At 53.3% G+C, this 23,712-nt stretch carries 16 protein-coding genes and 3 pseudogenes; 7 read left to right on the forward strand and 12 right to left on the reverse strand.

The features are described 5' to 3' along the window. Positions 1 to 618 (forward strand): IS5-like element IS903 family transposase (locus tag ACOTXI_RS23530; protein ID WP_065892034.1); only part of this gene is annotated, 618 nt, incomplete at its 5' end. A gap of 518 nt (positions 619 to 1,136) precedes the next feature. On the opposite strand, the gene ACOTXI_RS23535 is transcribed toward ACOTXI_RS23530, so the two are convergent. The 5 genes from ACOTXI_RS23535 to umuD form a co-directional block, all read right to left on the reverse strand. Next, on the reverse strand, positions 1,137 to 2,111 hold the full coding sequence (locus ACOTXI_RS23535; RefSeq protein WP_004197750.1) for a ParB family protein: 975 nt from the start codon (positions 2,109 to 2,111) through the stop codon (positions 1,137 to 1,139). Further along, a complete protein-coding gene (locus tag ACOTXI_RS23540; protein ID WP_004152349.1) occupies positions 2,108 to 3,313 on the reverse strand; it encodes an AAA family ATPase in 1,206 nt (401 codons plus the stop codon). Before ACOTXI_RS23540 ends, ACOTXI_RS23535 begins: the two co-directional genes overlap by 4 nt. 321 nt (positions 3,314 to 3,634) lie before the next feature. After that, positions 3,635 to 4,531, reverse strand: a complete 897-nt coding sequence (locus ACOTXI_RS23545; protein WP_004197749.1) for a RepB family plasmid replication initiator protein — start codon at positions 4,529 to 4,531, stop codon at positions 3,635 to 3,637. 400 nt (positions 4,532 to 4,931) lie between these two features. Then, entirely contained in the window at positions 4,932 to 6,203 is a 1,272-nt protein-coding gene (locus tag ACOTXI_RS23550) for a Y-family DNA polymerase (protein ID WP_004197744.1), read from the reverse strand. Further along, a complete protein-coding gene (gene umuD / locus ACOTXI_RS23555; RefSeq protein WP_004197746.1) occupies positions 6,203 to 6,634 on the reverse strand; it encodes a translesion error-prone DNA polymerase V autoproteolytic subunit in 432 nt (143 codons plus the stop codon). The genes ACOTXI_RS23550 and umuD overlap by 1 nt, the downstream gene beginning before the upstream one ends. 405 nt (positions 6,635 to 7,039) lie before the next feature. On the opposite strand from umuD, the pseudogene ACOTXI_RS23560 reads away from it, so the two are divergent. After that, positions 7,040 to 7,564 (forward strand): annotated as a pseudogene (locus ACOTXI_RS23560) (group II intron reverse transcriptase/maturase); the annotation flags it as partial. A 35-nt stretch (positions 7,565 to 7,599) separates the two neighbouring features. Here the strand turns inward: ACOTXI_RS23560 and ACOTXI_RS23565 are convergent. Beyond that, positions 7,600 to 10,178: pseudogene (locus ACOTXI_RS23565) on the reverse strand (Tn3 family transposase). Between the two features lie 94 nt (positions 10,179 to 10,272). On the opposite strand from ACOTXI_RS23565, the gene ACOTXI_RS23570 reads away from it, so the two are divergent. Further along, a complete protein-coding gene (locus tag ACOTXI_RS23570; protein ID WP_000509966.1) occupies positions 10,273 to 10,878 on the forward strand; it encodes a recombinase family protein in 606 nt (201 codons plus the stop codon). A gap of 659 nt (positions 10,879 to 11,537) precedes the next feature. Further along, positions 11,538 to 12,719 (forward strand): Na+/H+ antiporter NhaA, encoded by a 1,182-nt coding sequence (gene nhaA / locus ACOTXI_RS23575; RefSeq protein WP_004194048.1) that lies wholly within the window; start codon positions 11,538 to 11,540, stop codon positions 12,717 to 12,719. Positions 12,720 to 13,145: 426 nt separating this feature from the next. On the opposite strand, the gene ACOTXI_RS23580 is transcribed toward nhaA, so the two are convergent. From ACOTXI_RS23580 to ACOTXI_RS23595, 4 genes are all read right to left on the reverse strand, one after another. Beyond that, a complete protein-coding gene (locus ACOTXI_RS23580; protein ID WP_000091613.1) occupies positions 13,146 to 13,460 on the reverse strand; it encodes a hypothetical protein in 315 nt (104 codons plus the stop codon). Between the two features lie 254 nt (positions 13,461 to 13,714). Then, entirely contained in the window at positions 13,715 to 14,071 is a 357-nt protein-coding gene (locus ACOTXI_RS23585; RefSeq protein ID WP_000215515.1) for a cupin domain-containing protein, read from the reverse strand. After that, the gene (locus ACOTXI_RS23590; protein ID WP_001293886.1) at positions 14,061 to 14,462 is read right to left on the reverse strand and encodes a DUF86 domain-containing protein; all 402 of its coding nucleotides are present in this window, start codon (positions 14,460 to 14,462) and stop codon (positions 14,061 to 14,063) included. Before ACOTXI_RS23590 ends, ACOTXI_RS23585 begins: the two co-directional genes overlap by 11 nt. Then, entirely contained in the window at positions 14,459 to 14,749 is a 291-nt protein-coding gene (locus tag ACOTXI_RS23595) for a nucleotidyltransferase family protein (protein WP_001247892.1), read from the reverse strand. The genes ACOTXI_RS23590 and ACOTXI_RS23595 overlap by 4 nt, the downstream gene beginning before the upstream one ends. 74 nt (positions 14,750 to 14,823) lie before the next feature. Here ACOTXI_RS23595 and ACOTXI_RS23600 point away from each other — a divergent pair, with 74 nt between their 5' ends. Then, the gene (locus tag ACOTXI_RS23600; RefSeq protein ID WP_003100881.1) at positions 14,824 to 17,790 is read left to right on the forward strand and encodes a Tn3-like element ISPa38 family transposase; all 2,967 of its coding nucleotides are present in this window, start codon (positions 14,824 to 14,826) and stop codon (positions 17,788 to 17,790) included. A gap of 78 nt (positions 17,791 to 17,868) precedes the next feature. Continuing rightward, positions 17,869 to 18,873 (forward strand): IS110-like element IS5075 family transposase, encoded by a 1,005-nt coding sequence (locus ACOTXI_RS23605; protein WP_000427614.1) that lies wholly within the window; start codon positions 17,869 to 17,871, stop codon positions 18,871 to 18,873. 313 nt (positions 18,874 to 19,186) lie between these two features. Here the strand turns inward: ACOTXI_RS23605 and ACOTXI_RS23610 are convergent, their stop codons facing one another. Both ACOTXI_RS23610 and ACOTXI_RS23615 read right to left on the reverse strand, forming a co-directional pair. Further along, positions 19,187 to 20,464: a DUF2254 domain-containing protein gene (locus ACOTXI_RS23610; protein WP_003026025.1), complete on the reverse strand. Its 1,278-nt coding sequence runs from the start codon at positions 20,462 to 20,464 to the stop codon at positions 19,187 to 19,189. 62 nt (positions 20,465 to 20,526) lie between these two features. Further along, positions 20,527 to 22,524, reverse strand: coding sequence for a BCCT family transporter (locus ACOTXI_RS23615; RefSeq protein ID WP_023302468.1), 1,998 nt, complete (start codon positions 22,522 to 22,524; stop codon positions 20,527 to 20,529). Positions 22,525 to 23,480: 956 nt separating this feature from the next. Here ACOTXI_RS23615 and ACOTXI_RS23620 point away from each other — a divergent pair. Beyond that, positions 23,481 to 23,606: pseudogene (locus ACOTXI_RS23620) on the forward strand (Tn3 family transposase); the annotation flags it as partial. Positions 23,607 to 23,712: the final 106 nt, after the last annotated feature.

Here is a 23,712-nt window from a genome sequence, read left to right on the forward strand (position 1 = left end):
GTTAATGTCAGTTTCAAAACGTTCACCCGAGGTGAAATCGCGCATCTGGTGATTGATTCCACCGGGCTGAAGGTCTTTGGTGAAGGCGAATGGAAAGTCAAAAAACATGGCCAGGAACGCCGTCGTATATGGCGAAAGTTGCATCTGGCAGTTGACAGCAACACACATGAAATCATCTGTGCAGACCTGTCGCTGAACAATGTGACGGACTCAGAAGCCTTCCCGGGTCTTATCCGGCAGACTCACAGAAAAATCAGGGCAGCATCGGCAGACGGCGCTTACGACACCCGGCTCTGTCACGATGAACTGCGGCGTAAGAAAATCAGCGCGCTTATCCCGCCCCGAAAAGGTGCGGGTTACTGGCCCGGTGAATATGCAGACCGTAACCGTGCAGTGGCTAATCAGCGGCTGACCGGGAGTAATGCGCGGTGGAAATGGACAACAGATTACAACCGTCGCTCGATAGCGGAAACGGCGATGTACCGGGTAAAACAGCTGTTCGGGGGTTCACTGACGCTGCGTGACTACGATGGTCAGGTTGCGGAGGCTATGGCCCTGGTACGAGCGCTGAACAAAATGACGAAAGCAGGTATGCCTGAAAGCGTGCGTATTGCCTGAAAACACAACCCGCTACGGGGGAGACTTACCCGAAATCTGATTTATTCAACAAAGCCATCACGTTTACTTATCCACTCAGCATGCCATTCATTGCTCGCTTGGGCTCGTCTATCTGCTGCATTGTAATAAAGCCTCACGGTCATGGCACATCTCCTTGTACTTCTACATCATGAATGGGTTTGGCATAGAGGGACCAAAGAAAAATACAATGATTGAGGTAAGGATAAAACAGGTTAACCAGAGCCATTCAAGTTTCCAAGGTCTGAATAATTGCCAGATAAATCCGGCCGCGATAGTGCCGCAAACAACACCACCAATTAGAGCCTCAGAAATTGTCGAGTGTTCCATTGATTTTGTTTCTCCAAAAATTACGCCATTGTGCTTTATAAAACTTCAAGCGATGCGACAGGGAATTTCATACTGAAAGAAATCACAAAAAACCTAGTTTTTTAGATAGTTAGGACTGAAAATGTAGTGGGAACTTTTTAGTGGAGTCACACATTAAATTCCCACTTTTTTTATTTTTCGAAGGACTGCATGTTGCCCATAACCAGCCTGATGGCCTCATCTAACTCAGCCTGAACTGAAGCAGGAAGACGGGCAAATTCATAGGTCACTAAGCGTTTAGACGGATCGGTTTTCTTCCGGGCAAACTGCTTTTTGTCTTCAAACTCACGTAGTTTTTCAGTTTGTACAGTTTTCACTGGCGCTGGCTTCAGCTGCTTCGAATGGCGTTTAAAAGAGTCCATAATTAGCGACTTACTTATGCTTTCAACTTTTGCTGCACTGATGTCTGCCTGAACTTTTCCGAGCAAATCAGACAGAGGCACACCTTTGCTATCTAAGTCCTCTGAAATTTTTAACAGCAGCTGGTAATCAGCAAGGGAGAGTTCATTGATAACCGGGAATAACTCGACCATTTCAGCTGGCACAGAAGCAGCTTGAAACGCGCGGGAAACGCTGGCCGGTGAGACGTCCTCTACGCGCGCAATTTCATCCTTAGACATGCCATTTGCGTACATAAATTGATATCTTTGACCTATCTCACGAAGCGTATGCTCACGCGCGGTCTGAATGTCTTTGGCAAGCTGACGAGCATCTTCAAGACTTATCTCATCTTCTGTAACCAGAATTTCGAATTTCGCGCCACTGAAGATACATGCCGCCCGGCGCCGGGAACCATCTAACACTTCAATACAACCGTCAATAACTCGGCCGATTGCTGGGAAAAATTGCTGCAGGTTGATAGTTCGCGTTATGTCGCTCACTGACTCAGGGGTTACATACCTTTGGTCGCGACCGTTAACAGCTGGATCGACAAATGTCTTCTCTTCAATATCACCATTCAAAATGGTTGAGAGGGTGAACTTGGCCTGATTACCGGACTTAAGGGTGAATACCTTCTCTGCTTCTTTGGTTTCGAGGCTACGGATAAAATCCGAGCTATCACTACCTAAAATGTTTCGCCCGCGAGCTACTATTTTTTTCTTCACGCTGATTGGCTCCTCAGGAATTCAATACGGTCAAACACAGCCTTCGTAAAATGCTCTGCTTCTGTACGCGCTTTTTTTAACGCGTCGTTGCTACCGGGATAAGATGCTGGGTTAGCACTAATAATCGTATCAAACGTTTCTCCGCAACGTTCAAAGCCATCCAGGCGTGGCAGGGAAGAGTCCAGTATGCTACTTGTGTAGACTTCACGAGCAAGGCTATGTGAAACCAGGTGATCGGGCTTGCCAGTCATTTTCGACATAAAACCAATACTGGCAGCCAGACGCGGTTCAATGCCTTCTTCTTCCAGCGTTTCCAGCATTTCAGGCAAGCGGGTAAGGTATTTCAACGTGGAATGGAAATCGACTTGCGCCGGCGGAGTAGGGGTGAGAATAAGGTCACTTGCCGCCAAACCGTTTAGTAAAAATGGATCGAGGTGCGGACCTGTATCAATCAGGATGAAATCGTAGTCATCAGCCACACGATCGATAATGATTTTGCGAAGCACTTCGTACTGGTTTACGCCCGGCAGGTGCTCGCTAACCAGCTCCTTCCATGCGCTGGCTACAAAACCATCATCGATAGAAGCCGGAATAACATCAACACCTGGAATGATGGTTGGCCGTATCACTTCGTTACGCAGGGTTTCAGCATCGACATCGTTTAGCATCGCTTGCGCGGCGGTTTCAAGAATGGAACCAATACTGTGCGTGTGATCGAGGAACATGGTGCTGGATGCCTGCGGATCAAGGTCAATAACCAGAATACGCAGATCGTGACGCAATAAATCCTGATGCACTCGCAACGCGTGCGCCAGCGTTACAGTTGATACGGTTTTGGATACGCCGCCTTTCAAGTTAACGACGAAAATAACGTAAGGCGATTGATGGATTTCACGATACTTCGGGATCTTGCGGTGGGCGTAAATATCAATAACATTCTGTACTGTAAGAGCATATTGCTCAACATTTCCGACGCGTTTCTTGTTGAAATCGTAGCCTGCATCTTCCATTTCTTTAATGGCCTGCTCCACGATGCGACGGCTTAGCTTGGGTAATTTGGCTACTGCGTTCCGGGTAAAGGTCTGGAAGTATTCTGTAAGGTTAAACTCTTTGCGTTGATCTTCAATGTCCCGGCTCATTGACTCAAGTAATATGCCAGCTCGTCGCGCTATCGAGCCTACTCCACCGTAATCTCGTTTCATTCTGTTCTCCATGATGTTTTCAATGTAGAGGACATTGATTGTACAACTCGGAGTGTACAACAAATACCATGACGTGCAAGAAATTATTGATATTGGTGTTTTTGTTGCACGTTCAGCGAGTGACTCAAAGGCTGAACGCTGATACATGTGTTTATAAATCGGTTCGGAAGTGAGCAAACAGGTGTGTTTACAAAGCGGAAACAATATGAGAGGGAATAGATGTGTTTATAAAACGGATGCTGATGCTGTGTTACCGGGAAAACAGCAAACACTCGCAGTCACTGCGGCACATATCCGCTTTACAAACACAGTCAGGCGCTTTTACTCTCCATCTTTTAAGGCTTCAGACATAGCCTTAATGTCTGGCCTAGGCGTGCGACGGGTTATGATTAAGTGCCATTCACCATCCTTTTTAACGACATCGCCATCTAAATAACCGACCGCTTTAAGCTCGTCTATAGCCTTGTTAATCACTCGATTCTGCTGGTTATTGGGTGAGGTAAGCATTAGGCGACGTTTAATACGCGCGAACGATAGTGGTATTGGTCGCTCAGGAAGGCTCTCAATGAAAGTGTATAGGGCCTGTGCTGTCCCTTTGTTCGCAAGTTGCCGGATTATAAACATCTGCAGAAGCACCTGACGGTCGAATTGATAAAGCTCCCAAAGAGACTCATCGGCGGTAAGTTCCATGATGTCGTCTTTTTCGTCCCACTTACCACGACTTAACAGACCAGATACAACACCATTCCGATCCTTTTCTGAGGCAAGCTTGATAGTTGTGCTGCGAAGACGAATAAGAGAGTCGGCCAAGCGCGTTCTGAGTCCTTTATCTTTGTCCTTTGAGCTAAACCCGCATAATGTAGCAAACTCGCTGAATGGAAGTTCAATGGTGCTGCTGTTTAAGCCATATTTCGAAAACGCGAGAATGATGCCAACCCACACCTTGAAGTCAGTCTCCATCGAAAGTCGTGGGCCGGTAATACGGATGTCTGTATAACCTTCGGCTCTTGCCAACTCTAAGCTTTGAAGTTCGTTACTCGCATCAATACTGATATTTTCTGTATCCTTTCCTTTTCGTTTTAAGGAAGGTAGAAACAGACCTAAGCGCATCAAAGCTACAGGCTGGACAGTAGCGTTTCTGGAAGGCATGAGCTTCTTATTTTCATCGATTTCTACGAGAACCGATTCAAGTGATAGATCTACACTTTTCTTATACATAAGGACTTATCCACAGTTAAAGGATCATCCACAGACACAGCATGCGTAATCCCATTTATAAACACGCGCAATCCGTTTTATAAACACATAAATCCGCTTTGTAAACACAGAATACCGATTTACAAACACAAATATCCGACTTATAAACACATGAAATGGCTGTTAGCCTATGCATGGCGCGGTTTTCAACGTACCGGGATCTGTTTGGATCATTATATGGATCTTTGCTGGATCAGATACTTGGATCTACCCGGTGGATAACTGGATAAGTTGTCCATTTAACTTCGAGCGTAAGCAGAATTTGTCCGTACAGTTCCCTGGTGCTTCCTCGCTCACTCGCGGGCTTAGCCCTGTCGTTCGGCTGCGGCGAGCACTACTGGCTCTCTCTGAAATGCAAAATTTAGCCGATCCTCACTATGGGGATATCTTTCCAGCGGGTGGTGTACGCAGGGGAGAGCATATCGCGTTTCATTTGCCACGCAGGCGCAATCCCTCGTCCGGCAAACCAGACCTGTCCCAGTCCGGAATGATTAATGCCATCGAGAACCTTCATCAGCTCAGCACTGTGAGGGCGTGGAGGGCGTTCGTCGAACAGCTGCAGCTGCGAAACGCCGGAGCCGGTGAAGTCATTCAGCATCACACCGGCTTTGGCATACCGGTGCCCGTCCTTCCAGATACGCTCCAGAGCCGTTGTGGCGGCCGCAATGATGTCCCGGGTGTCCTGGGTGGGAGTAAGCAGTTTCTCCGTGGCCACGTTGCCGTAATAAGGCTCTTTAACGGCGAACGGAGACGTTTTGATGAAAACGGAAATATGCCGGCAATACTGGCGCTCCTTGCGCAGCTTTTCTGAGGCCCGCTCTGCGTACTGACAGACAGCCTGCCGCAGCGAATCGTATTCAGTGACCTTCTCACCAAAGCTGCGGCTGCAGACTATCTGCTGCTTTGTTGGCGGTGCTTCCTCAAGCGACATGCAGCTTTCCCCGTTCAGTTCGCGCACTGTTCGCTCGAGAACGACGGAGAAATTTTTCCGGATGAAGGCCGGGTTCGTCAGGGCCAGATCGAGCGCGGTCTTAATGCCCAGAACATTGAGCTTGCGTGCAATACGGTTTCCCACGCCCCAGATCTCTTCGACCGGCTGCAGTGAAAGCAGTTTCCGCGTTCGCTGTGGATTCCCCCGGGTGAGTGCGAGCACACCACGAAACTGTTTCCACTCCTTTGAGGCCCACTGGGCTGATTTTGCGAGGGTTTTCGTTGGTCCGGCACCCACGCCAATGGTCAGACGGGTACAGTCATACACGTGCTGTCGCAGCTGCCGGCCGAAGTCCTCCAGGTCCATGCAGTGCTCCACGCCGGTCAGATCGAGGAACATCTCGTCAATCGAATACTGTTCCACCCCCGGAGCCAGTTCCTCCAGGCAGCTCATCACGCGTGCCGACATGGATGCATAAAGTTCATAGTTGCTAGAGAACGCGTATATTTTTTCCGGGTATCTTTCGTTTTTCATCTGAAACCACGGCGTACCCATTTTGATCCAGGGCTTTGCCTCGGCACTTCTCGCGATTACGCAGCCATCGTTATTGCTGAGCACCACAACCGGCTTTCCTTTCAAATCCGGGCGGAAAACACGTTCGCAGCTGGCATAAAAGCTGTTCACATCGGCCAGGGCAAACATCAGTACATCTCCCTCGGGCGGTGGATGATGTGCGTGACGACGCCAAAGATATCCAGATCGTCCGGGTCGGGATAAATCGGCGACCAGGCGGCGTTCATGGGCTGCAGCGTCAGTCGTGGCGTCAGCAGCAGCCGTTTGACCGTAAACTCCCCCTGCACGCTGGCCACAACAATATCGCCATGCCGGGGCTTCTCGGCACAGTCCACAACCAGCAGATCGCCATTGTAAAGGCTGCCGTCGGCCATGCTGTCTCCGCTGGCGCGAAGGTAGTAAGTCGCGCTCGGATGCCGTATGCAGTAATCATGGAGATCCAGATCAGATTCGACATAGTCAGCTGCAGGGCTGGGAAAACCGCAGCTGGCCAGGTCTGCAAACAACGGATGGGCCTGTGGCGGGAGTTCTTTCCCGGTGCTGAAAAACTGTAGCTTCATCTTTCCTCCTGACACTCTGATTTTACTGGTTATATATACAGTGTGCGCCGGGAGACCGGTAAAGATCAAGGGGTGAAAGTCCCCGACCATTGAAGGACCAGCAATCCACAGGGTCCCCGAGTCATGCGTTGTATACCGTGAGGTATGGGGCGAAGCGTTGACAGGGGTGTTGACAGGCCAGCCATTGAGCCACGAAATGTATATTAAATTCCCGGGTGCCGACGTTGTACTGTTTACGGAAGGCAACATCATAGGGTGCGTTACTGCGAGTGCCATATGGACCCGGCGGGGTCTGAGACCCTGGCATGTCAATACGATCTTTACGCGGGAACCGGGAGATCTCCCCTCTGACCATCTGCCAGTGCCGGAGATGGCCCGCACCGGGAAGGCGAGGAGCCGAAGCCGGTGATGTACGGAGAGGAGAAGTCGGACTCGCTCATAGTAGCTGCGAATCTGGCGAACAATCCGCAAGGAGCGGAGTCAGTGGAGCGAAGGAGCGGGGCCAAGGGAAACGCGGAACAGCCACACATGCGCCGGACGCAGAGCCGGGAAAGTATGTCACAGAGGCTGTCACGCGTGCGGGAAGCTGCGAAGCAGCGGAAGAAAGAACGGTTTACCGCATTGTTCCACCTCCTGACAGCAGAGGCACTGGAGAACGCATTCCTCTCCCTGAGCAGGAAAGCGGCTGCCGGAGTTGATGGTGTCAGGTGGAAGGACTACGCCGAAAACCTGAAGGTCAACATAGCAGATCTGCACCGGAGGCTTCATCAGGGTAGTTACAGGGCTCAGCCCGGCAGGCGGCACTACATCCCGAAAGCGGATGGAAAACAGCGCCCGCTCGGCATCGCCTCACTGGAGGACAAAATCGTCCAGTATGCGCTGGTTAAGATCCTGAATGCAGTCTACGAAAATGACTTTATGGGGTTTTCATAGGGGTCGGTTCCGGCTGAGGGCGAAATGACACCCTAAGCTTTCGGTTCCTTGGGCCAAAGATATTCGCCAGTCAGTAGAATGTGCGCCCAGCCCAATGGGGATATGTGGGGAAGAAATTCAGGGGGAACATCCAACCCTTCGTTCCGCCGCTCCGTGACGGCATGACCAAGATGGACGGTATTCCAGTAAATGATCACCGCAGTCAATAAATTGAGCCCAGCGATTCGGTAGTGCTGCCCCTCTGTCGTGCGATCGCGAATTTCCCCCTGCCTCCCGATACGGAGCGCATTTTTGAGCGCATGGTGGGCCTCTCCCTTGTTAAGACCGATCTGAGCACGCCGCTGCATGTCCGTATCCAGGATCCACTCAATAATGAAAAGGGTCCGTTCAATACGACCAACTTCACGAAGCGCAACTGCAAGGTTGTTTTGTCGTGGGTAAGAAGCGAGCTTGCGCAGGAGTTGGCTGGGCCTGATTTTGCCAGCGGTCATCGTCGCGGCACAACGGAAAATATCAGGCCAGTTCGCAACGATAAGATCCTCCCGGGCTTTTCCACCTACCAACTTGCGTAACTCCCTGGGGGTCGTATCGGGATTAAATACGTACAACCGCTTCGATGGCAGATCCCTGATTCGCAGAACGAGATTGTAGCCGAGCAGGCTACTGGCTCCGAACAAATGGTCGGTGAATCCTGCTGTATCGGCATACTGTTCGCGAACATGGCGACCGACCTCGTTCATCAGTAGTCCATCGAGAATATACGGTGCCTCGCTCACGGTCGCCGGGATCGACTGACAAGCGAATGGCGCGAACTGGTCGCTTACGTGAGTATACGCTTTGAGGCCGGGAACAGAACCATATTTGGCATTGACCATGTTCATGGCTTCGCCATGCCGCGCTGTCGGGAAAAACTGACCATCGCTCGATGCTGACGTGCCCATCCCCCAGACGCGTGACATCGGCAGTTTACCCTGCGCGGCCACCACAATTGCCAATGCCTGGTTCATGGCTTCGCTTTCAACATGCCAGCGGGCAAGGCGTGAGAGCTGCCAGTAATCATGCGTGTTTGTAGCTTCCGCCATCTTACGCAGGCCCAGATTGAGCCCTTCAGCGAGCAGGACGTTGAGCAGACCGATCCGGTCGCGACATGGAGCCCCGGTTCTCAGATGGGTAAACGCATCTGTGAAACCAAGGGCTGCATCAACTTCAAGCAGCATGTCGGTAATCCGAACGGACGGCATTCGGCGATACAGATCCAGTATGAGTGCCTCGGCACCATCCGGCACGTCTGCTGTCAACCTGTCGATCCGCAACGTTCCATCTTCTATGCTACCGTGCGGAATAGTGCCGTTACGGGCAGCCCGGGCCAGCCGCTTAAGAGCGATCGTGAGTCGCGCCTTTCTGTCTGCCAGCCAATCCTGTGGGTTGGAAGGCACGGCCAGTTTTGCATTTTCCTGCGCCGCGATCATCGGCACCAGTACCTGCTTGAGGTCACCATAGCGGCGCGAATGAGCGAGCCAGACATCTCCGGAACGAAAAGCATCCCGGAGGTGAAAGAGTACCGCCACTTCCCAAAGACGGGTATCTCCTTTTTCCTGAGCTCGTAAATGACGGTTCCATTTGGAGCTGGGTCGCAGGAAACGCCTTTCTGGCGATGCAACACCTTTCATCTCTCCGATCGACAAAGCTGCTGCTACCAATGGTCCGGCGACCGGCGCGGCTTCGAGCTTCAGACAGCGCAACATGCGGGGCGCATAACGACGAAAGCGATGGTATCCCTGCCCGACATATGCAAGAGGCTCATCGGCTAGCGTGTTGCTGAGTTGAGTCCCTGTCGCTACCAGTTGAGCGAGCCGGTCCCATGCAACCGAACTGGCGACAGCCATCTCCAGCGGGGTTCCGTCACTGCGGGCCTCAAGCAACGAAGCTCCCAGCGCGGTGAAGGTACGGATCGTATCCGTGAGTGTGGCTTTAGAGCCGGAAATTGTTTCGTCATGCTGGCGCTTCGCTTCCCGCCAGGTTTTTCCTACGATCCTGTCATGGGTTTCGACTATGGCATCAGCAATCGCCGCTTCCCACTCCACAACACAGACGGCAAGGATCGCCCAGCGGCGGTCCGAAGTGATGTCACGCAAACCGTCGGTGAAGTAGCGTTCACCCTGCCGACGCAGCCGGGCAATGCGATGGGCAGGTATGCTGGCCAAAGCACTATGATTGATATTCAGGGTACGCAGAAATTCGAGCCTGTCGAGCAAACGGTTAGCAGCAGCCGAGTTGTTACCAACCTCGAAGTTGCGAAGCCAGATGAAACGACTGATATTGCCGGCGAGCATTTCACTCAGAAGTTTGTCCAGATGATCGCGAACATCCGCTGTTAAATTTTCCGCAATCCGCGTTTCAATCCGCCGCTCAGCGGCGACCAGAGCATCCGCGCACAAGCGCTCGATAGTTGCAGGGCAAAGCCAATCCTGTTTTCCGGTCTGCGGCGCTGCCTAATGTTTTCCAGGTCATCATCGCCCAGCGTGTAGAACTTCAGTAGCGACAGTTCGTCCGTGGGCAGATCGAACAGCGCTGCTCGCTGCCGTTCGGTGAAAATATGGCGTCGTGACATACAAATTCGTCCCTTTTGAAGTATAGTCTGTTTTGGACAACAGCCAGCCCATATAAATCAGGGCGTTCCGATACAAAAATCCAGGAGGGTTCAATTGGGACATCGTGCCGCCATTTACTGCCGGGTTTCAACAGCGGATCAGTCTTGTGAACGCCAGGAATTTGATCTGCGAGCCTTCGCCGGCCGTGCCGGCTACGACGTGGTGGGAATATTTAAGGAAACAGGTTCAGGAACTAAACTCGACCGGGCCGAGCGAAAGAAAGTCCTGGCGCTTGCCCAGTCCAGACAAATTGATGCAATCCTGGTCACTGAGCTTTCCCGGTGGGGGCGCTCGACGCTCGATCTGCTCAATACGCTACGTGAACTGGAGAACTGGAAGGTTTCCGTGATAGCCATGAATGGAATGGCGTTCGATCTTTCGTCGCCGTATGGACGAATGCTGGCGACGTTTCTTTCCGGCATTGCGGAGTTTGAGCGGGATCTCATCAGCGAGCGGGTCAAGTCAGGCCTTGCTGTTGCGAAGGCACGTGGTAAGAGGCTTGGTCGTCAGGCCGGAGTGCGACCAAAATCAGACCGACTTTTGCCTAAGGTGGTTGCGATGAGGGCCGAGGGACGCAGCTATCGCTGGATCGCACGCGAGCTCGGTATCAGCAAGAATACCGTCGCTGACATCGTGCAACGACACAGAGCTAACGCTTAGGGTGTCATTTCGCCCTCAGCCGGAACCGACCCCGGCCATAACCGGGTGAACCCGTCGGTCCGCGGAATGGCCGCCGCGTAAAAGATCTCACAGCATCCGGCAAGCAATAAATATATCCAGCCCAAAACTTCTGGCCTCAGTGTTAACGAAATGCGCCATTTTGACCTGTGGTATGTCTTTTCTGACAGCCATTCGTCACCGGCATGGACGGATAATTATCCATCAGCTGCTGTTCAGGCTTTTCAGGATAATGCGGCTCAGAGCAGCATCTGTCTGCAAACGGTGTCCTGTGTAATCATTTTCCATCACTACCCGTGTCAGTTTACGTTGCCAGCTCTTACTGACAGATACTATTTACTGACACGCGGCGGATAGTAAATTTCAGCCATGTTCTGGAAACAGACTGAGCAAATTTCTCAGAATGGAAACGCACCCTAGCCCCGCCAAGGCTTCGCTTTACGATAATTTACCTGAAGGCGGCCATTTACCTGACGGTGCATGATAAAATGTAACCACAGACCGACCGAATTTAACTTATTAATTTAATTATCTAAATTTCTTACATCAGTCAATCAGGCTGTGCATTGCATTTTTGGAGTGCACAGTCTCTGGGTTGCCTGATTCACAATTCGTAAGTCAACATCTCAGGGGGAGATTAAGTGACAGAAAACCCAATCGGATTAACCAGAAAAGTTATCAAGCCCGTTTCTAATTTTTTCAGTTCACCTGTAGCGGGCGGTATTGTGCTTATTATTGCTTCGGCAGCCGCTATCATCGTGGCCAATTCGCCCCTCAGGGAAGGTTATGAAACACTCCTGAAATACAAAACAGCAGGCCTGTCCGTTGAGCACTGGATAAACGATGCCCTGATGGCCGTATTCTTTATGATGGTCGGGCTGGAAATCAAGCGTGAGCTTGTCACCGGCCAGTTAGCCACCTGGAGCCAGCGTGCGTTGCCGGGCTTTGCCGCACTGGGTGGTCTGGCCGTACCTGCCCTGATTTACGTGGGGTTTAATGCCGGTCATGACGAAACCCTTTCCGGCTGGGCCATCCCGGCGGCCACGGATATTGCTTTTGCGCTCGGTGTACTCGCCTTACTGGGCAGTCGTGTGCCAGTCTCGCTAAAAATTTTCCTGTCGGCGCTGGCTATTCTGGATGACATGGGGGCGGTGGCTATCATCGCGCTCTTCTATACCAGCAACATTTCGCTTCTGATGCTGGGTGGTGCAGCGGCAATGGTTGCTCTGCTGTTTAGCCTGAACCGTGCCGGCGTGACGCGCCTGCTGCCCTATCTGCTGACGGGGGGAGTACTGTGGTTTTTCATGCTTCAGTCAGGCGTGCATGCCACCGTCGCGGGTATCCTGCTGGCGTTCTTTATCCCGCTGCGAACCAGGAATGCGGCTGATGAAGTGCCTCTGGACAGGCTTGAGCATGCCATCAACCCCTGGGTCACGTTTATGATACTGCCGCTGTTTGGCTTCGCCAATGCGGGCGTCGCGTTGTCGGGCATGACGATGAATGACCTGTTGTCGCCGGTTCCGGTAGGCGTGGCGCTGGGCCTGTTTTTGGGTAAACAGGCAGGTATCTTTGGCCTGTCGCTACTGGCCGTCAGCCTGGGCCTGGCGAAACGACCAGAGAAAAGTACCTGGTTACAGGTTTATGGTGTCTCGGTACTGTGTGGGATTGGTTTTACCATGAGCCTGTTTATCGGCAATCTGGCCTTTACAGGCAGCCCTCTGCTCGTTGATGAGGTCAAGGTGGGGGTTCTGGCAGGGTCCATACTGGCCGCTCTGGCCGGTATTTTGATACTGCGCTTTGCGCCTTCTAAGCAAGTCAGGTAACGTATTATCTACAGGAAAATCCCCGTGATAACGGGGGTTTTTTCACACTGTCAGTGTATATTCTGAAGAGAAAATTGAAATTATTTAATTTTATTATAAATAATTACCTTTCTATCTTTCACATTTTACAGGCGGAGCCCTGTTCAGATAAGTCAGGATGAACGCTGGCATATCAGTTAAAATATTATGTTATTCAAATAAATAGTCGGCTAACGTGGTTTTTTACACGACTGGCCCTCTAACCCCGCTACTGAATACTGACCGCCAAAAGGCGGTTTTTTTGTTCAAAGAAACTGATCTCAGTATCGCGCCCGGGGCAGCTGGCCAACGTCGCCGGCATCGCGCCGGCAAAAATCGAAAAACAGAAATATCAGCAAGATAGCTTAAACAGGTGTCGGGAAATTTCGTTGAGATATTTTGAAGGAATCACAGTGTAAGCAGGCGCTTTTTCAGGGAGGCGCGTTCTTGCGGGTTGCGTCCCTTGTGATTGGCGATGCGATCCGCCGTGGCGGCCTGGCGCTTGACGGGCCAGTAGGAGCGGCCATCCTTGCCCATCGACCAGACGCTGCTGGCCTGGTTTTCCAGCAGGGGCAGATGGGCGCTCAGGGCTTCGGGCGACGCGCTGGTCAGCGCCGTGCGCTCACGGGTGCGCCAGCGCTGATGCCAGAGCTTCTTGTCCTCGCGCTCGCTGCCGCAGGTCGTGTGCCCGACGATGGGTGTTTTGCGGCGGCTGCGGCTCATAACGTAGTGGTCTCCAAGAACATTCAGGACTGATCCCAGGCGTCGATGGTCAAGACCTGATCGGCAGGACAGGCGGCTACGCGGTCGGGAACTGGATGGTGTTCAGTCTCATGCCGACCCCATTCGATTGATCGCGTCGCTTGCGGCACGCTGCGACGCAAGGAGGTTTGCGACCTGGTTTAGCAGCCGTGTCCGCTGCATGTCTGTTACCTATCTCCCCGACCGCTCATTGGACCAACTCCAGAGATTGGGCTCTATCGCTCAGCCAATACGAAACCGGCATTGGCTGATGCCACAACCGAGACTAACACAAATGGCTCGGTACCTGTATTTCGCGCCCCGTGCACTTGGCCCGGTCTTGCCACGGCTATCTCACCTTCCCTGAGGGCACGAACAATCCCATTGCCCTGAAAGTAATCAGCCATTCCCGACAAAACAGTCCACGTGTCTTGGCCGTGAGGATGAATGTGAGCCGCAATTTCCTGCCCGGGATGGACATGCCAAACCACGATAATTGAGTCTCGGGTTTCAAGCACAACGGAACGAATAGGCTCGCCTTCGGACGGCTGAACATACTCGGCTACAGAAAATATTCTCGATTCAACAGTCATCGGAGATCCCTCTTTCACAGTTGTCGTTACGGTCTTCATCGTCGGCATCCTGACGCACGGCGGGCAATTGCTGGAGCAACGCCGGCAGCCATTCCTGTACCGTCTCCCACACCACATCGAGGTTGATGTCGAAATAGCCGTGAGCCATGCGATTACGCATATTGCGCATGCTGCGCCACGGCACGTCGGCATGCGCCTGGGTGAACTCGACGTAGCCATCCATCACCTTTGTGGCCGCCTCGCCGATGACGATCAGGCTCATGATGACGGCCTGCTGGGTGCGCTTGTCGGCCAAGAAGTCGTCCTTGGCCATCCCTTCCACGAAGCTGCGCGCATCGGTTGCGGCCTGCTGAATGTGGTCGAGGTAATCGGGCAGGCGGTTCTCGCTCATATCGGTTGCGCCTCCGCGAGCACCTTGGCCCGGAACTTCGGCGGCAGGTCGCCGGGAGTCAGCAGATCGACGTCAACGCCGAGCAGCGATTTCAGTTCTTCTTCCAAATCGCCCAAGTCCAACAACGTGGCACCGGGCAGCGCATCGACCAACAGGTCGAGGTCGCTGCCATCCCGGTCGGTGCCATGCAGCACCGAGCCGAAGACGCGCGGGTTCGCGGCGCGAAAGCGGCCTACCGCTTCACGCACTGCGCTTCGCTTCATGTCAAGCACAACAGACGGTCGCATGCGCATCCTTTCTTATCGAAACTCGTTGAGATGATATGCAATCAAGAATAGAATTTCAAGAAGAAGGAAACCGCATGCCCCGCCGTTCGATCCTCTCCGCCGCCGAGCGCGAAAGCCTGCTGGCGTTGCCGGACACCAAGGATGAGTTGATCCGTCACTACACGTTCAGCGAAAGCGACCTCTCCATCATCCGGCAGCGGCGCGGCCCGGCCAATCGGCTGGGCTTCGCGGTGCAGCTCTGCTACCTGCGCTTTCCCGGCGTCATCCTTGGCGCTGATGAGCCACCGTTCCCGCCATTGCTGAGACTGGTCGCCAACCAGCTCAAGGTCGGCATCGAAAGCTGGGACGAGTACGGGCAGCGTGAGCAGACCCGACGCGAGCACCTGGTCGAGCTGCAAACGGTGTTCGGCTTCCAGCCGTTCACGATTGGCCACTACCGGCAGGCTGTCCAGTTGCTGACCGAGCTGGCCATGCAAACCGACAAGGGCATCGTGCTGGCCAGAGCCTTGATCGAGCACCTGCGGCGGCAGTCGGTCATTGTGCCCGCCCTCAACGCCGTCGAGCGGGCGAGCGCCGAAGCGATTACCCGCGCCAACCGGCGTCTCTACGACGCCTTGGCTGAGCCGCTGACGGACGTGCATCGCCGTCGCCTCGACGATCTGCTCAAGCGCCGCGACAACGGCAAGACGACGTGGCTGGCCTGGCTGCGGCAATCCCCGGTCAAACCGAACTCGCGGCACATGCTGGAACACATCGAACGCCTCAAGGCGTGGCAGGCGCTCGACCTGCCCTCCGGCATCGAGCGGCTGGTTCACCAGAACCGGCTGCTCAAGATCGCCCGCGAGGGCGGCCAGATGACGCCCGCCGACCTGGCGAAGTTCGAGCCGCAGCGGCGTTACGCGACCCTGGTGGCGCTCGCCATCGAGGGCATGGCCACCGTCACCGACGAAATCATCGACCTGCATGACCGCATCCTGGGCAAGCTGTTCAATGCCGCCAAGAACAAGCATCAGCAGCAGTTCCAGGCATCCGGCAAGGCGATCAATGCCAAGGTGCGGCTGTTCGGGCGCATCGGCCAGGCGCTGATCGAGGCCAAGCAAGCGGGCCGCGATCCGTTCGCCGCCATCGAGGCCGTCATGTCCTGGGATGCTTTCGCCGAGAGCGTCACCGAAGCGCAGCGGCTCGCGCAACCCGAGGACTTCGATTTCCTGCACCGCATCGGCGAGAGCTACGCCACGCTGCGCCGCTACGCGCCGGAATTTCTCGACGTGCTCAAGTTGCGGGCCGCGCCCGCCGCCAAGGACGTACTCGACGCCATCGAGGTGCTGCGCAGCATGAACAGCGACAACGCCCGCAAGGTGCCCACCGACGCGCCGACCGAGTTCATCAAGCCGCGCTGGCAGAAGCTGGTGATGACCGACACCGGCATCGACCGGCGCTACTACGAACTGTGCGCGCTGTCGGAGCTGAAGAACGCGCTGCGCTCCGGCGACATCTGGGTGCAAGGCTCGCGCCAGTTCAAGGACTTCGAGGACTACCTGGTGCCGCCCGCGAAATTCGCCAGCCTCAAGCAGGCCAGCGAATTGCCGCTGGCCGTGGCCACCGATTGCGACCAGTACCTGCATGACCGGCTGACGCTGCTGGAAACGCAGCTCGCCACCGTCAACCGCATGGCGCTGGCCAACGAGCTGCCGGACGCCATCATCACGGAGTCGGGCCTGAAGATCACGCCGCTCGATGCGGCGGTGCCCGATACCGCACAGGCCCTGATCGACCAGACGGCGATGATCCTACCGCACGTCAAGATCACCGAATTGCTGCTGGAGGTAGACGAATGGACGGGCTTCACCCGGCACTTCGCCCACCTGAAGTCAGGCGACCTGGCCAAGGACAAAAACCTGTTGCTGACCACGATCCTCGCCGACGCGATCAACCTGGGCCTGACCAAGATGGCGGAATCGTGCCCCGGCACGACCTACGCCAAGCTGGCCTGGCTGCAAGCCTGGCACATCCGCGACGAAACCTACGGGGCGGCACTGGCCGAGCTGGTCAACGCGCAGTTCCGACATCCCTTCGCCGAGCATTGGGGCGACGGCACCACGTCATCGTCGGACGGCCAGAACTTCCGCACCGGCAGCAAGGCCGAGAGCACCGGCCACATCAATCCGAAATACGGCAGCAGCCCAGGGCGGACGTTCTACACCCATATCTCCGACCAGTACGCGCCGTTCCACACCAAGGTCGTGAACGTCGGCGTGCGCGACTCGACCTACGTGCTCGACGGCCTGCTGTATCACGAATCCGACCTGCGGATCGAGGAGCACTACACCGACACGGCAGGGTTCACGGACCACGTCTTCGCGTTGATGCACCTGCTGGGCTTCCGCTTCGCCCCGCGCATTCGTGACCTGGGCGACACCAAGCTCTACATCCCGAAGGGCGATGCCACCTACGAGGCGTTGAAACCGATGATCGGCGGCACGCTCAACATCAAGCACGTCCGCGCCCATTGGGATGAAATCCTGCGGATGGCCACCTCGATCAAGCAGGGCACGGCGACGGCCTCGCTGATGCTCAGGAAGCTTGGCAGCTACCCGCGCCAGAACGGCCTGGCCGTCGCCCTGCGTGAGCTGGGACGCATCGAGCGCACACTGTTCATCCTGGACTGGCTGCAAAGCGTCGAGCTGCGCCGCCGCGTGCATGCCGGGCTGAACAAAGGCGAGGCGCGCAACGCGCTGGCCCGCGCCGTGTTCTTCAACCGCCTGGGGGAAATCCGCGACCGCAGCTTCGAGCAGCAGCGCTACCGGGCCAGCGGCCTCAACCTGGTGACGGCGGCCATCGTGCTATGGAACACGGTCTATCTGGAGCGGGCCGCGAACGCCTTGCGTGGCCACGGTCAAGCCGTCGATGACGGCCTGTTGCAGTACCTGTCGCCGCTCGGCTGGGAGCACATCAACCTGACCGGCGATTACCTCTGGCGCAGCAGCGCCAAGATCGGCGCGGGCAAGTTCAGGCCGCTACGGCCGCTGCAACCGGCTTAGCGTGCTTTATTTAATGAGATGGTCACTCCCTCCTTCCCGGTACTATGCTGAGGACAGGCTTTCATTCGGAGAACCATCATGGAAAACATTGCGCTTATTGGTATCGATCTGGGTAAGAACTCTTTCCATATTCATTGTCAGGATCATCGTGGGAAGGCCGTTTACCGTAAAAAATTCACCCGACCAAAGCTAATCGAATTTCTGGCGACATGCCCGGCAACAACCATCGCGATGGAAGCCTGTGGCGGTTCTCACTTTATGGCACGCAAGCTGGCAGAGTTAGGGCATTTTCCAAAGCTGATATCACCGCAATTTGTCCGCCCATTCGTTAAAAGCAACAAAAATGACTTCGTTGATGCTGAAGCTATCTGTGAAGCAGCATCACGTCCATCTATGCGTTTCGTGCAGCCCAGAACCGAATCTCAGCAGGCAATGCGAGCTCTGCATCGTGTCCGTGAATCCCTGGTTCAGGATAAGGTGAAAACAACTAATCAGATGCATGCTTTTCTGCTGGAATTTGGTATCAGCGTTCCGCGAGGTGCTGCCGTTATTAGTCGACTGAGTACCCTTCTTGAGGACAGTAGTTTGCCTCTTTATCTCAGCCAGTTACTGCTGAAATTACAACAGCATTATCACTATCTTGTTGAGCAGATTAAAGATCTGGAATCTCAGTTGAAACGAAAGTTGGACGAAGATGAGGTTGGACAGCGCTTGCTGAGTATTCCCTGCGTTGGAACGCTGACTGCCAGTACTATTTCAACTGAGATTGGCGACGGGAAGCAGTACGCCAGCAGCCGTGACTTTGCGGCGGCAACAGGGCTGGTACCCCGACAGTACAGCACGGGAGGTCGGACGACATTGTTAGGGATTAGCAAGCGGGGCAACAAAAAGATCCGAACTTTGTTGGTTCAGTGTGCCAGGGTATTCATACAAAAACTGGAACACCAGTCTGGCAAGTTGGCCGACTGGGTCAGGGAGTTGTTGTGTCGGAAAAGCAACTTTGTCGTCACCTGTGCTCTGGCAAACAAGCTGGCCAGAATAGCCTGGGCACTGACGGCGCGACAGCAAACTTACGAAGCATAAAGGCAGAAATACACCAGTTTAAACAATCATTCATCTGGTTTTGCGAATACTGATATTGATGATACTAACGGCCCACCGGCCTGTTGAGGAACCTGTAAAACGGAAAGGCTCATTGAAGCCGTATATTTTCTGGAGGTTCATCAGGCGCGGAACTCATCGAGGCGCGGGAATAAAATCCCATTCAGACGCCGGATAGATTCAAGCAAGCCAACTTGTCGTCAAAATCGGTGTTGCAAAAACGGGAGTGACCATAGATTCCGTTTTCCAAGCGGACCCCCTTTACTTGCCAACAACCGAATCGCTTGCTCCGCAACTATGGTTTTTTATTAGAATCTTCGCCACCAAATAAATTATAATAAATTGATTTTATTAGATATTTTTCAGAATTTATATGGTCAGCACGTGTTGCATGCTCTAATGTTTCAAATGCTAAATTATGCGCGGCCTCAGAAAATACCCCAGGCCAACCCTTACTCAGCATAGACAGTCCTTTAAGGACTCTTATCTGAATCTCCCTCATACTGGCGCCATCGCGCGCGACAGGTGAGAAAAAGTCTTCCAGTAGATCGTTATTCTGAAGTGGTGCAACATGAACTGAAGGATATTTCACTTCTATTTCATCAGATTTATTCTGCGCGTAAGTGGAAAGTATACGAACACCTCTGCCAATGACATCAATGGCGGTTCCAGGATCGTTCACTGCGGGGGAAAGGGCCCGGCAGGCTATTTCGGCCATGACGCTAAGACAAAATCGGGGATCCTGAGCAAATGAACGTACATCCGAGACAATAATCCTCTCAAGTAAATCGGCGCTGATTGATGACTCCTGGCCTTGACTCAGGTACAAAACTGGCATGGATGGATGTATGAAACTGCCTGGCTGCGCCACGAGGTATACATGACGGGGATCATTGGTCAGCAGTTTGCTAAGTTTCACCATATCAATATATTCAACATAGCCAATCTTCTTCGGATAAACTGCAACCGTTCCTTTCGGCTGTTCATTGTTCTCAAGCCATGGATATCCGCCGAGAAAGGGATTTCTTGCTCTCGCAATAAATGATTCGATGGCCGCCTGTTCTACTTTTGCCGTTGTCTCACCAACCCTCCCCAGAGAGGTCAAATGCTGTATCCAGCGAAGCAATGTGATGAGGATTAAGGCAATGACAACCAGTGTGACAATGAATAAAATGACTCTCCCCCTTTCTCCATAAGCTCCCATATTGAGGGCAATAATCCCTACCAGACTGAAGAGAAAAGAACCGATGAAGGTGGCCAGTACATTTTGTGTGGTCACGTCTTCAACAACTAAACGCGTAGCTCTGGGAGTCACATTAGTAGTGGCTGAACCGTAGGCTGTGACCATGATACTCAACGAAAAAGTGGTCACTGCCAGCATACTCGATGCCAGTATGTTCAGAATGTTATCGACTGCTTCCGCACCAACCTTCACGGAAACCGACTCAGGTATCATTGATTTAAAAAGAATTGATAAAAGGGCCGTTATTATCGCGACAATGGCGAATAACGTTGCCCTGAACCATAGCTTTTTAAATGTCTGCTTCAGAATCCATTTCCAGCGTGAAATCATTCTGCATTCCTCATATTGCGGCCGGGATAAATAATTGCCGCCCCCAGGACGGCATGTTGCTGTTAACGAACCAGGTGCAGGAAGTGCAGATGTTTTTCGTACTGGTCCAGTATGTCATTAATCAGCTGCTCCTGGTTCCAGCCCATCACATCATAATTTTGACCGCCTTCTTTGAGATATACCTCAGCGCGATAATATCTATGTTGTTCAGTCTGCTGCTCATTATTATCCATCGCGGCGAGCGCGAAGGTCGGTGAGCTATACCCGCGAAGCCTCACTTCATATATAAAATTCAGCTCGTTACCCAAATCGACTTCAAGACGAATACGATCGTCGACTGCGTCACTGATGTGGCTTATCGTCCCCTGCTTGTTCAGCTCTTCCTGAACCAGCGTCATGGCGGGGTGGATGACGTCGTCCATAAAACGTTTCACAAGAGATCGCTTCGGCAGATACGCGATATTGCGTAACCTTCTCTGCCAGGGAATTGGGTTACGTGCAGCCGTAGGAGCAATTGTCGCCATGCTCAGGCTTTCACGCTTGGTCAAATCCCGGCGCAAAGCTTTTAAAAGTCCGTATATAGATATCAGTAAGATCACTGAGAATGGCAATGCACTCGCTATTGTCACTGTTTGCAGCGCACTTAGCCCTCCGGCAAGGAGAAGCGCAATTGCGACAATGCCCATGAGCGAGGCCCAAAATATTCGCTGCCAGACGGGTGTGTTTGCCACTCCACCTGATGCCAGAGAATCAACAACCATTGCCCCTGAATCAGCAGACGTGACAAAGAAGACGATGACCATCGCCATTGCGATGAATGACAGCACGGAAGAGAACGGGAAATGCTCCAGGAAATTAAACAGGGCCAGCGCCACATCCTGCTGAACGGTACTGGCGAGGTCTGTGGCCCCCTGGTTCATAATGAGATAGATCGCGCTGTTACCAAACACCGTCATCCACATGAGCGTAAAACCCGCGGGAACAAACAGCACGCCGGTGACAAACTCGCGAATGGTTCGCCCGCGGGAGACCCGTGCGATGAACATCCCCACAAACGGCGACCATGAAAGCCACCATCCCCAGTACAGTAATGTCCAGCCCCCCAGCCAGTTGCTCGACTTAGGCTCATACGCGTAAAGGTTGAACGTTTTACTCACCAGTTCCGAAAGATAACCGCCCGTATTTTCCACAAATGACTTCAGCAGAAGCACGGTTGGTCCCAGACACAGGACCAGCGCCAGGAGCAACAACGCCAGACCCAGATTGAGCTCAGACAGGATACGTATTCCCTTATCCAGGCCGGACACCACTGAAATCGTCGCTAACCCCGTGATGACCACGATCAGAATAACCTGCACCGTTTCATTGATGGGCACCCCGAAAAGATGGTTCAAACCGGCATTCACCTGCAAAACACCATAACCCAGCGAGGTCGCAACGCCAAAGACCGTGCCGATAACAGCGAAAATATCAACCGCATGACCTACAGGCCCGTATATGCGATCGCCGATAATGGGATAGAGTGCGGAGCGCAGGGTTAACGGCAGACCGTGACGGTAACTGAAGAACGCCAGAATCAGCGCCACAATGGCATAAATTGCCCATGCGTGCAGTCCCCAGTGGAAGAAGGTCAGACGCATTGCTTCCTTCGCTGCCGCAACGGTCTCCGGGGTGCCGACGGGAGGCGAAAGATAATGCATTACAGGTTCGGCAACGCCAAAGAACATCAGTCCGATCCCCATCCCTGCCGAAAAAAGCATCGCAAACCAGGAGTGGTAGCTGAAATCAGGCTGCGCATGGTCCGGGCCCAGCTTGATATCACCGTAGCGTGAGAGTCCCAGGAACGTGACACTCAGTAAAATCAGGGCCACAGCAAGGATGTAGAACCAGCTGGCATTCGTGAAGATTTGTTGCTGAAGTAGTTTAAAATTTTTGTCGGCGACATCCGGGAATACGGCGGCAAAGGCAACAAGAAGGAAAATCAGCAAAGCAGATGTAAAAAATACCGCTTTGTTAATCTGGCTTGTAGACTTCTTCGGGATTGTATCATTTTCACTCATAATCATTTATTCCATTAATTAAATCCGCACTGGATAGAAGACACTACCTTTCACAGAGTAGCAAAGTTCAACTTGCTATGCGGCGTTAATCGGAAAGCATGGTGTAATGAGTGCCGATACAAATCATCCTATATTCTAAGGGGTTCTTGGTTACTCAGCCTGCCGCTTCCTGGTGCATTTATTTGTATCAAAGCTGGGACATACGTTAATGAACGTATATTAGGCACGAATTACTTTTTGAACAAAGCAGACGTTAAGATTTACAGCATCGGGAAGCTTCTGGATGCCGCGTCAGCGGCATGGAGGCGCCAGATGAGGTTACATGTGTCTGTGGAGTCAAATGGCGCCGAAAGCCCGGCGTAGCCGGTTACCGGGCTATAAATTCTGCCATCCTCCCCCTGCCCTGATTAGCTTTAACCCGCTAACAGCAATGAAGAAGTTAATGTAATCCCTTTTAACCCCGGTGAGCGGGCTTTACGGCGTTTACGACGTAAAGGGCGTGATTTCCGGGGCCTTAGCGGCGGCAGCTTGCTGCTGACGCTTAGGGGGATGTTCATCAACTATTTCAGCGACACCAGGGAACTTAACATGGTAGCTGCAAAGCCATACCCGCGAAAAACATCTCAGACGCCGCTGTACGCGGTCGGAGTTGACCCGGCAAGGCGAGGCCGCAGTCGGGGCGTATCTCCGCGTTAGCGGGCCGGAGGGCCGCTTACGAGCGTGTACCAGAGAACTGACCGCAGCTCCACTCACAGCGATGATGAAGAGTAGTTACAACACCCATCATTAAAAGCGATGGTGTTCCCCGGCCTTCGGCCGGGGGCGGCGGCGCTTTTCAGTGGTGGGGAGGGGCTCCTGGCCGGCAAACCGGCGCCGGTTTTATGATGAATTTTCATTTGAATGCTGTAACTAACTTGGTTCTCCGGTTGGGGCCCGTCGCGCAGCGATGGGAGCTCTCTCTAGCGCGCGCGGTATTCCTGCACCGTCTGGGTGAAATCAGGGATCGTAAACCGGAAAATCAGAGCTACCGCGCCAGTGGACTGACGCTGCTGACAGCAACTATCTCGCTGTGGAATACAGTGGCTTTGTTGAATAAATCAGATTTCGGGTAAGTCTCCCCCGTAGCGGGTTGTGTTTTCAGGCAATACGCACGCTTTCAGGCATACCTGCTTTCGTCATTTTGTTCAG

It is taken from the genome of Enterobacter cloacae complex sp. BZL2005 (assembly GCF_049238885.1).
Taxonomy (GTDB): Bacteria; Pseudomonadota; Gammaproteobacteria; order Enterobacterales; family Enterobacteriaceae; genus Enterobacter; species Enterobacter roggenkampii.